The following is a 10,943-nucleotide window of genomic DNA, read 5'->3' as shown; positions in this document are numbered from 1 at the left end:
AAATATTTATAACACTAAGTTAATAGCATTGGTGGAGACACGAACCAAGGCACGGATTGACAGACTCAAGTAAAACGATCGTCATTGCGAGGCACGAAGCAATTTTACAACGATCGCTAAGAGCATCCGCCTGAAAAAGCCTCGCAATGACGACTTTTTGCGTAAAACTATCGCTAATAAGATTCTGAAAGAAGTTCAGAATGACGAATAGAGAGATCTGCCTCGAGATAGATTTTGCTTTGCAGAGCCTTCGGGTTCTCGACTTCGTTGCACTTCGCTCGAAATGACGAGTATTTGAGACGGTAATTGCTTAGCGTATTTTTTGCAAAAAAAAAAGGGAAAACGTTTCCATTTTCCCTCTTACATCTTCCATCAAAGCCTATCTTTTCTTGCTTTTGTTCGGAAACTTCATTTTGTAATCTGTTTTGATATTTCCTTTCGAAATGGCATCAAGTTTACTTTTTAGCATCGTTTTGCGGAGCACACTTACTTTATCGGTAAATAATTTACCTTCAATATGATCGTATTCATGCTGAATTACGCGTGCAGGCATCCCGTCAACATCATCGGTATGTTCTACCCAGTTTTCGTCGAAATAGGTAATTTTGATGTTTGGTTTGCGCATAATGTTTTCGCGGATATCGGGAATACTTAAACAGCCTTCGTTAAAGCTCCAGGCTTCGCCGGTTTCTTCCACAATCTCGGCATTGATAAAAACTTTTTTATAACCCGGTTTGCCGTCTTCGTCTTCACCTGTATCAACAATAAATAAACGGATCGGTAAACCGATCTGTGGAGCAGCAAGACCCACACCATTGGCATAATACATGGTGTCGAACATATCGCTAATCAATTGTTTTAGTTCCGGATAATCTTTATCGATATCGGTTCCTACCTTTTTTAAAACAGGATCTCCGTAAGCTACTATTGGTAATTTCATTGTATTGTATTTTATGTCGTCCGTCATTGCGAGGCACGAAGCAATCTTATAGCGCTGGGTGAACTAGCGATTGTTGTAGGATTGCTTCGTGCCTCGCAATGACGAAAAAAGTCAAGCAATGCAAATTGCATTTTTTTACAAAAATAACAATTATTCCTCTATTGGGCAGAAAGTAAAGATATTCAGTTGATCAATATCTAAAACTTCGTGTACCACATCTGCCATTTGTGCAGTGGTAACAGCATTAATTTTCTCAAAAACAGTTTCCAGCGAATCTATTTTATCATGGTCGATCAGGCTTTTGGCCATCGAAATGATTAAACCGATCCTGTTTTCTTCACCCAGCGCAATTTGTCCGATAAATTTGTTTTTGGCCTTTTGCAACTGCAGCTCGTTTAGAGGTTTTTCTTTCAGCTTTTTGATCTCTTTGAAAATCAAAGAGAGTGCTTTGGTCTGTTTTTCCTTATCGGTGCCAAAGTAAATAGAAAAAATACCTGTATCGTGTAATGGCGAGAAATTAGATTCAATAGTATAGGCAATGCCATATTTCTCCCTGATCTGCAGGTTTAAAACCGAACTCATGCCATTACCGCCAAAGTAATTGTTAAGCAGCATTAAAGGCACTTTCTTAGATTGATAGGTAGAGTACGCCTGTGTGCCCAAAATGCAGTGTGCCTGCATAATCGGTTTGTATATGGTGGTGTTGCTTTGAGGAAGAATGCCTGGTTTAATCCTTTTTTTGTCCGGATTGTTCTCTTCAACATCGGCAAAATGTCTGCTTCCTTTGTTTACAACGTTGTTTAATGTGTAATTGCCCAAAACGGCCACTACAATTTCGTTGGTGCGGTAATTGGCCTCTCTGAAATTAATAACATCCTCTCGGGTAAAATTCTTAACGGAATCTGTTGTGCCCAGAATATTGTTTCCCAATGCATGACCAGCAAAAAGCATATCTTCAAAATCATCGTTAATGGCTTCTTCAGGCTGATCGAGGTAAGAAGAAATTTCATCCAGGATCACGCTTTTTTCCTTATCCATTTCCTCTTCGGGGAAAATAGAATGGAACATGATATCATTAAAAAGATCTAATGTACGATCGAGATATGGATTTAAAAACGAAGCGTGTACACAAGTATATTCTTTGGTGGTGTAGGCATTTAAATCGGCCCCAACACTTTCCAATCGGTTTAAAATCTGGTTGGTACTGCGTTTTTCGGTCCTTTTGAAAATTAAATGCTCGATAAAGTGTGCTAAACCAGCTTTATTTTCGGGTTCATCGCGAGATCCGGTATTGATGATGATGCAGGCGTGAGATATGGCTGATGCCGAAGGCACATGCAATAAGCGTATACCGTTTGGCAGGGTGTGAACATTGTATTCCATTGAGGGGCAAAGATAAGGCTAATTGCTTACAAAGCCTCTGTATCGGGGTATTGCAATTGTAAAGTGGAGATCAATTTATCCTTTGTTGGGCGTTTCAGGACTAAAAAAATAAAATTAGCTACCCCAAAAATTAAAAAGAATGAATTATGTGTCATAAAAAAGCCTACGATATTAAAAAGTGCGCCACCTTCTAAAAGCGCAGCGCTAATGATAAAGGCACTTTGGTACATGTTGATTTTGGTATCGGTAGTGGCAGATTTATCAATTTTGGCAATGAGATTTCTGTTAAAAAACATGCTTCCGGATATGGTAATCAGCCCCATAATCGGAAATATTGGGTTAAAAGGCGAAGTGGTTTGCGGATTGGCATCAAAAAACATGATTTCGCGGTTAAGAAAAATGGTTACCAATGCAAACAGGAATACGCCTGTGCATAAAGCAAGGTGGATAATTTGGAGTGTTTTTAGTTTGGTGTTCATGATATAGTTTAAGGTTTTTTAATAAGAACTCGTCATCTCGACCGTAGCATGGCGGAGCGGAGAGATCTATCTCGTGACAGATCTCTCCATTACGCTGCGCTTCAGTCGAGATGACGAGGTTAATGTATTTACTTCTCTATCCCTTCTAACGAGAATAAAAATGCCCATCGTAAGGATACATCCTTTAAATAATCGAAACGGCCGGAGGCACCGCCATGACCAAATTCCATATTGGTTTTAAGCAACAATACATTTTTATCAGTTTTGGTTGCCCTTAATTTGGCTACCCACTTGGCCGGCTCAAAATATTGTACCTGACTATCGTGCAGCCCGGTTGTAACCAGCATGTTCGGATAGGCTTTTTTCTCTATATTTTCGTAAGGAGAATAACTTTTCATGTAATCGTAAGCGGCTTTTTGTTTCGGATTTCCCCACTCATCAAATTCGTTAGTAGTTAAGGGAATACTTTCATCGAGCATAGTATTAATAACATCCACAAAAGGAACATCAGCAATAACTCCATTCCATAAATCAGGGGCTATGTTTACTATCGCGCCCATCAATAAACCACCTGCGCTACCACCATGTGCATATAAATGGCCTTTTGAAGTGTATTTCTGATCAATTAAATACTCCCCTGCTGCAATAAAATCGGTAAAAGTATTTTTCTTTTTCATCAGTTTTCCGTCCTCGTACCACTGGCGTCCCATTTCCTGTCCGCCACGGATATTGGCAATGGCAAATACGAAGCCCCTATCCAGCAAACTTAAACGGGGCGAAGAGAAATAAACATCAGAATTTGCACCATAAGATCCATAACCGTACAGCAACAAAGGCGAATTACCATTCTTTTCAAAACCCTTTTTATAAACCAAAGCAATTGGAACTTTAGTGCCATCTTTCGCTGTTGCAAAAACACGCTCCGTAACATAATCTTTTGGATTGTAGCCGCCCAAAACTTCCTGCTGTTTCATTAATTTCTGGTCTTTTTTTATCAGATCGTAATCGTAGGTAGAGTTAGGTGTAGTTAATGAGGTATATGCATAACGTAAGGTTGTGCTATTGTATTCGGGATTGGCGCCAACACCGGCATCGTAAACAGGCTCATCAAACTTGATGTAATAATCGCTGCCATCTTTTTTCAGTACACGCAGTTCGGTTAAGCCATTTTTACGTTCTGATAAAACGGTAAAATCTTTAAATTCTTCAACGCTTTCTAATAAAACATCGGCACGGTGCGGAACCACCTCTTTCCAGTTTTCTTTTTCAGTTTTATCCAAAGGGCACTGCATCAGGCGGAAATTCTTGGCGTTCCAGTTGGTGAGGATCAAAAATTTGCCATCAACCGGCATTACATCATACAACACATCTTTGATACGGGCCGCAAAAACTTTAAACGGGCTTTCTGGATGGTCGGCATCGATTATTTTATATTCTGAAGTAAGCGTTCCCTGCGAAGCAACAAAAATATACCGGCCATTTTTTGATTTCCCCACACCGATATAATTGGTATTGTCTTTTTCATCGTAAACCACCGCATCGTTTTTTGCATCGGCACCAAGCACATGTTTCTTTATTTTTTCGCTTAATAAGGTAACTGGATTTTTTGACGTGTAAAAGAAGGTTTTGTTATCATTAGCCCATGCTACTGCACCCTGGGTATTGGTAATAGCATCTTTTAAAATCTCACCTGTTTCTAAATTTTTAATCTGAATAGTATACTGACGGCGCGAAACCATATCAACACCATAAGCAAGCAGTTTATTATCAGGACTGATGCTAAAACCAGTTGCGCTGTAATAAGCGTGGCCTTTAGCAAGCTGATCTACATCCAGCAAAATTTCTTCAGCCGCTGATAAACTTCCTTTTTTGCGGCAGTATTTAAAATATTGCTGTCCGTCTTCAGTACGTGAGTAGTAATAATAGCCATTTTTAAAAACCGGAACCGATTCGTCTTTTTCTTTGATGCGGCCTTTCATTTCCTTAAATAAATCGGCCTGAAACTTATCGGTACTTTTCATCATGGTATCCAGATAAGCATTTTCTGCTTTCAGGTAATTTACAACCTTGGTACTATCAGGTCCTTTTTTAAAATAATCGATCATCCAATAGTAATTGTCTACTACCGTATCGCCATGTACAATCCGTTGGTGCGGAATAATCTCCGCTATGGGTGCCTTTGCATCAGGCCACTTTATTGCTTTCATTTCTTTCTTTTGAGGGTGGTTACAGGCCGTAATTGCGCTGAGCAAAATAAGGCCGGGTAAGATACGTTTCATTTGGTTTGAGTTAGGTTCAGTTGCAATTTAATTAATTTAGTTCATTTGTTCATTGGGTTAACTGGTTAATTGTTTAAATCGGTTAACTGTAGGGCGGATTGTTTATTGTTGAATGGTTAGATTGTTTACTGTTATTAAGGGTTAATCGGTTAATTGTTTACCCTTCGACTACGCTCGGGGGGGTAACTGGTAGGCAACTGTCAATTGAGAATTGGTTAACTGGTTAATTGTTTAAATCGGTTAACTGCTCAGCAAACTGTTAATTGAAAACTGTTAACTGAAAATTGGTTAACTGGTTAATTGTTTAAATCGGTTAACTGTAGGGCGGATTGTTTATTGTTGAGTGGCTAAATTGTTAACTGTAAACCGCCAACTGAAAACTGGTTAATTGTCTTGCTCTCTCAAAACCTCGGACCTCGGTCATCTGTCTTCGGACTTATTAAAGTGGGTTAATCAGCGCCATACGCAAACCCCAATTATCATTTTCGCAAAAATCCATTAAGCCCATAGATAATGATCTGATTTAGAAAAATTGATGTTAAATTGCCACATCCAAACAGGTTGAAAGATTATAATGAAATTAGGGTACAAAAAAATAGTTGTTAAAGTTGGTTCGAATGTAATTACGCAGGCAAATGGTTTGCCGGATGAAGCCAGGATTAAACACCTGGTTAATCAACTGGCCGATATTAAAAAACAGGGCATTGAGGTAATTTTAGTTTCTTCGGGTGCGGTGGCATCAGGGAGAAGTTTAATCAAGGTCTCCGAAAAACAGGATGCGGTAACTACCCGGCAACTTTTAGCCGCTATTGGTCAGGTGAAACTGATTAATACCTACTCCAATTTTTTTGCCACACATAACATACAATGTGCCCAGGTTTTAGTTACGAAAGAAGATTTCCGAGATCGGGCCCATTATTTAAATATGAAAAACTGCCTGCAGATTTTACTTCAGAACGAAGTAATCCCGGTAGTGAATGAAAATGATGTGGTTTCGGTAACCGAGCTGATGTTTACCGATAATGATGAGCTGGCGGGCCTTATTGCTTCGATGTTAAATGCCGATGCACTGATTATTTTATCAAATGTGGACGGTATTTACAATGGCGACCCGAAAATTGAAGGATCGGAAGTGATCGAAGAAATTAACGGTTCGGTTGCTAATCTGGCTTCGTTTATACAAACCGGTAAATCGCAATTTGGCCGGGGTGGCATGATTACCAAATCAACCATGGCGCAAAAAGTGGCCAAATTGGGTATTTCTGTGCATATCGCCAATGGAACAAAAGATAATGTGCTGATTTCTTTATTGAATAATGATTTGGTACATACCCGTTTTGTGCCCGAAAAAAGTAAATCAGGCAAGAAAAAATGGATCGCCCATTCAGAAACAGCAGCAACAGGCGTAGTGAAGCTGAATGATGGAGCGAAAACGGTATTAACCTCTGGCAAAGCAACCAGTTTGTTGCCTGTAGGGATTATCGAAATCCAGACCGACTTTTTAAAAGGTGATATCATTAAAATTATCGACGAAAAAAATAACCTGATTGGATTGGGAATCGCAGAATATGGATCGGATAAGGCCAGAGAACGCATCGGGCAGAAGAAACAAAAAGCGCTAGTACATTACGATTATTTTTACTCGGCTATTTAAGCTGAAATACCGAAGGGCATGGCCAACTTAAACCAATTTAAGTCTTGATACTTTATACCCCTCGTACTTGATACTATTAAAATGGATTACAAACAATACTTCGAAAAAGCAAAACAAGCTAGTCGCACTTTGATTAGCCTAAGCAAAGAAACAACAGATGCTGTTTTAAGGGAGCTGGCTATGGCTTTAGTGGCTAATACTACTGAAATTCTTACGGAAAACGCCAAAGATTTAGCTAAAATGCCGATCGAAGACCCCAAATACGACAGATTGAAGCTGAGCGCAACACGGATTGCAGATATAGCGAATGATCTAAAAAATGTTGCGGGTTTAAATAGTCCGTTGGGTAAAATCTTTTCTGATAAAATACTCGATAATCAGTTGCATATCCAAAAAGTTAGTGTGCCTTTGGGTGTTGTTGGCGTGATTTATGAAGCCCGCCCGAATGTTACGGCTGATGTATTTTCTCTTTGTTTTAAAACAGGAAATGTTGCCGTATTAAAAGGTGGTAGCGATGCCGAATTTTCTAATCTAGCCATTGCTAAGGTGATACATAGCGTGTTGGATAATCATCAAATTAACCGCGATGTTTTAACCTTATTGCCTGCTGAAAGGGCTGCAACCGAAGCTTTATTAAATGCAAGGGGTTTTGTTGATGTGCTGATCCCGAGGGGAAGCCAATCGTTAATTAATTATGTGCGCGAAAACAGTAAAATCCCCGTGATTGAAACCGGAGCGGGTATTGTACATACTTATTTCGATGAATCGGGCGATTTAGAGAAGGGTAAAGCCATTATTTTTAATGCAAAAACCAGAAGGGTGAGCGTTTGTAATTCGTTAGATTGTGTACTCGTTAACGAAAACAGATTAAATGATCTGCCTGCACTTTTATCTCCTTTAGCTGATGGAAATGTAGAATTATATGCAGATGAAAAAAGCCATGAAGCATTAAAATCTTCCTATCCGGAGAATCTCTTAAACCAGGCAGCTCCTGAACACTTTGGTACAGAGTTTTTATCGCTAAAATTAGCGATTAAAATCGTAGCTGATTTAACTGAAGCTTTGAACCATATTGCCGATTATAGCTCCAAGCATAGCGAAGCCATTATTTCTGAAGATGCGGAAAATATAACCCGGTTTTTAAATGAAGTAGATGCTGCTGCGGTTTATGCCAATACCTCTACCGGTTTTACCGATGGCGCACAATTTGGCCTTGGTGCCGAAATAGGAATCAGCACACAGAAACTTCATGCCCGTGGCCCTATGGGTTTAGAAGAGTTAACAAGTTATAAGTGGGTGGTAAGGGGTGACGGACAAATCAGGAAGTGACGTTTGATGTAAGATGGAAAATGGGATTGAATGACCAATTTACAATGACCAATAAAACCTTAATGTTCTTAATTTCTTAATGGTCGAAGTGCTGTAGCGTGTAAATGGTGGTGAATCCACCTTCTATAATTCCCGTCATTTCGAGCGGAGTGTAACGCAGCCGAGAAATCTGTCTCGAGATAGATCTCTCCGTTCCGCTTTGCTTCAGTCGAGATGACGACGCTTTTTATCGAAAGCCATCGATTAAATCTCAAAAGCCTGTCCCCTTTCAGGTACTTCTACATTAAAACCGTCTTCCTGTAGTGCCAGCGATAAACTTTGCAGGCTTTTATCCTCACCATGTACCAGGAAAACCTTTTTCGGCTGTCCGGTTTGTTTAATGGTTTTTACCAGATCGTTATGATCGCCGTGGCCGCTTAACAGATCGGTTTGGCGAATGGTGGCGTATACCATCATTTCGCGGTCTTTAATTCTTACGATTGGTGCGCCACTTAATAATTTGTAGCCGAGCGTTCCTTTTGCGCAATAACCAATGAAAAGTATGGTACAATAATAATTCTGGATGTTATAATATAAGTGATCCTGGATCCTTCCGCCTTCTAACATGCCTGCAGATGAAATGATAATGCAGGGATCGAAATAATTGGAAACATCCTTACTTTCTTTCATGGTTTGCACGTAGGCCAGGTGTTCAAATTCGAACTCGTCACCCATCGTCTGGTAAAAATCTTTCGCTTCCTGATTTACCAGGTTATGGTGTTTGCGGTAAACCTCTGTTGCCTGGATAGCCATCGGACTATCTACAAAGATCTGGATTGGTGGTAATAGCTTTTTGGTAAAAATCTGGTTGAGTGCGAATACAAGCGATTGCGTACGGCCGATACTAAATGCAGGAATAATCAATCGACCGGGACTTTTAATGCAGGCTTCGGTAATTTCCTGTACCAGACGCTCTTCCAGTGTCTGGTCTTTGGTATGCATCCTGCCACCGTAGGTAGCTTCACTCACCACATAATCTACTTCGGGTAAAGGTTCAGGGTTTACCAGAACCGGATAGTTTTCTCTGCCGATGTCGCCTGTAAAAGCTATTTTTTTCTCAATACCGTTATCATTTATGGTTAAAATAGCCGCTGCGGCACCCAACAAATGGCCAACAGGCACAAATGTTAAGCTGATATCGCCATTTATTTTGAAAGGTTTGTTAAAAGCAATGGTTACAAAACGATCGATGGTATCCATCACATGTTTGTGCAGGTATAAAGGTTTTGGACCGCTGAAATTGCCACGTTTGGTACGTGGTTTTCGTCCTGCTTTTCTTAAAAAGAGTTCAACAGAATCGAACAGTAATATTGAGGTTAAATCGGCTGTGGGCGGTGTACAAAGCACCTGACCATCGAAACCCATGCGTACCAATGTTGGCAGATTACCAGAATGATCGATGTGTGCGTGCGTTAAAATTACCAGGTTAATACTTGCCGGATCGAAGGGGAATTGCTGGTTTTCTTCCTGATAGGTCTCTTTTTCATAATCTAATCCGCAATCTATCAGTATTTTATAATGCCCGATTTCGAGTAAGTGCATACTCCCTGTTACTTGTTGCGCTGCGCCCCAAAACGTTAACTTCATCTTCTTATCTTTCGCGTAAATTCTTTAGCCGTAAAGTAGTATAAATGATGGGATTTTTAAACAATCAGGCGTAATTTTTTAATTATAGTTGATTTTCTTCTCTGAATCGGAGATTTCTTAATATTTGACTTTTTCCCTCTTCTGAAAAATCTTCTAAATCAGCTGTTGTAATGATTTTCTCTACGAGAAGGGCAGTTACGGTACCTAAAAACCATGAATTTCTAAGTCCGTCGTACCTTCTGGCAATATGTTTATCAAAATCTGTTACTGCAGAAAAAATTTTATAATAATCATCTCTGTTGTCTTCGGGCTGTTGCGTTTTCCATTGGTCTAAAATTTCGGAGAATAACTGCATTTCCTTTTTTAGTTCCCGTTGTAAAGCTACTTCGAATAATTTTCGGGCAACTTTATTGTCTGCTTTTGAAAAATCCATAGGTTAAATTTATGAGGATAAAGATAGTAAAGTCTAGTTTATGGCTAGTTACCTCAACAAAAAGATTTTTATCTTTGTCAAAAAATATCTGTTATGCAAGAACCTTTCGATATCGAAATCGGCCCGATCAATTATTCAGTTTTTCCTGAAGGAAATGATTCTTATACTATTTTTAAAGATGGCAGGGAATATATTCAGATCCAAAAGGATACTTCATCAATCTGGTTGAAAATGGATTATAAAACAGAGCTTCCGATTTTTGAAGAAGATGAAGAAGTGAATGCCATTGGGCAGGCGATTGAAAATTATGTGCCTGAAGAAGATGATGAGGAAGAAGAGGAATTATAAAATTAAAAGGCCCGATTTTTTTGATCGGGCCTTTTTTGTGTTATGATGGCTTACCTTGTACAGTTTGCCGTCCAGGTTTGTCCATCTTTCGATACCAGGATTTTAAGGTTGCTGGCATCAATGCTAATTCCGGTTAAACCCGAACCAATACTCACATAGCTGTTGTCGCCGGTTTTTTCAAACTTTACGCCTGTAATGTCAGGGATGCTGTTGCCGAAGTAAAAATTATAGGTTTCGCCAACTTTACTTACGGTTACTTTACCATCGCTACTGTTAATGGTTGTTTCACCGTTACGGTAAGAAACCGTTCCATTGTAGGTGCCCACAAAAAAATCGCGATCGGCAGGATCGGTATCTTTCTTACACGATACCATTACGGTTAATGCTATTAAAAGCATGCTTAAAATTTGAACTATCTTTTTCATCTCTTTCACTTTTTTTATTTTAAATAGGTAATAAATGTAACAGTCCT

General features: G+C 39.4%; 10 protein-coding genes. 3 read left to right on the top strand and 7 right to left on the bottom strand.

All coding sequences use genetic code 11. The features are described from left to right. Positions 1 to 379: 379 nt before the first annotated feature. The 4 genes from def to DRW42_RS15510 all read right to left on the bottom strand — a co-directional run bounded on the left by def (position 380) and on the right by DRW42_RS15510 (position 5,081). A complete protein-coding gene (gene def / locus DRW42_RS15525) occupies positions 380 to 940 on the bottom strand; it encodes a peptide deformylase (protein WP_113949739.1) in 561 nt (186 codons plus the stop codon). Positions 941 to 1,090: 150 nt separating this feature from the next. Continuing rightward, a complete protein-coding gene (locus tag DRW42_RS15520) occupies positions 1,091 to 2,323 on the bottom strand; it encodes a M16 family metallopeptidase (RefSeq protein ID WP_113949738.1) in 1,233 nt (410 codons plus the stop codon). 26 nt (positions 2,324 to 2,349) lie between these two features. Continuing rightward, positions 2,350 to 2,802, bottom strand: a complete 453-nt coding sequence (locus tag DRW42_RS15515; protein WP_113949737.1) for a hypothetical protein — start codon at positions 2,800 to 2,802, stop codon at positions 2,350 to 2,352. 128 nt (positions 2,803 to 2,930) lie between these two features. Beyond that, entirely contained in the window at positions 2,931 to 5,081 is a 2,151-nt protein-coding gene (locus tag DRW42_RS15510) for a S9 family peptidase (RefSeq protein ID WP_113949736.1), read from the bottom strand. Positions 5,082 to 5,655: 574 nt separating this feature from the next. Between DRW42_RS15510 and proB the strand changes: the two genes are divergently transcribed. Beyond that, positions 5,656 to 6,735, top strand: coding sequence for a glutamate 5-kinase (proB, locus tag DRW42_RS15505; RefSeq protein ID WP_113949735.1), 1,080 nt, complete (start codon positions 5,656 to 5,658; stop codon positions 6,733 to 6,735). A gap of 81 nt (positions 6,736 to 6,816) precedes the next feature. Beyond that, entirely contained in the window at positions 6,817 to 8,064 is a 1,248-nt protein-coding gene (locus tag DRW42_RS15500; protein ID WP_113949734.1) for a glutamate-5-semialdehyde dehydrogenase, read from the top strand. A gap of 243 nt (positions 8,065 to 8,307) precedes the next feature. On the opposite strand, the gene DRW42_RS15495 is transcribed toward DRW42_RS15500, so the two are convergent. Together DRW42_RS15495 and DRW42_RS15490 are read right to left on the bottom strand one after the other, a co-directional pair. Next, positions 8,308 to 9,690: an MBL fold metallo-hydrolase RNA specificity domain-containing protein gene (locus DRW42_RS15495; protein ID WP_113949733.1), complete on the bottom strand. Its 1,383-nt coding sequence runs from the start codon at positions 9,688 to 9,690 to the stop codon at positions 8,308 to 8,310. Between the two features lie 82 nt (positions 9,691 to 9,772). Further along, the gene (locus DRW42_RS15490; protein WP_113949732.1) at positions 9,773 to 10,123 is read right to left on the bottom strand and encodes a hypothetical protein; all 351 of its coding nucleotides are present in this window, start codon (positions 10,121 to 10,123) and stop codon (positions 9,773 to 9,775) included. A 93-nt stretch (positions 10,124 to 10,216) separates the two neighbouring features. On the opposite strand from DRW42_RS15490, the gene DRW42_RS15485 reads away from it, so the two are divergent. Next, positions 10,217 to 10,471, top strand: coding sequence for a hypothetical protein (locus tag DRW42_RS15485; RefSeq protein WP_113949731.1), 255 nt, complete (start codon positions 10,217 to 10,219; stop codon positions 10,469 to 10,471). Positions 10,472 to 10,521: 50 nt separating this feature from the next. Here DRW42_RS15485 and DRW42_RS15480 read toward each other — a convergent pair whose 3' ends face one another. Further along, a complete protein-coding gene (locus DRW42_RS15480) occupies positions 10,522 to 10,896 on the bottom strand; it encodes a hypothetical protein (protein WP_113949730.1) in 375 nt (124 codons plus the stop codon). Positions 10,897 to 10,943: the final 47 nt, after the last annotated feature.

This window comes from Pedobacter miscanthi, from assembly GCF_003315595.1.
GTDB classification, from domain to species: domain Bacteria; phylum Bacteroidota; class Bacteroidia; order Sphingobacteriales; family Sphingobacteriaceae; genus Pedobacter; species Pedobacter miscanthi.
The sequence above is the reverse complement of the archived record's forward strand: the minus strand, read 5'-3'. Positions and strand labels throughout refer to the sequence as shown.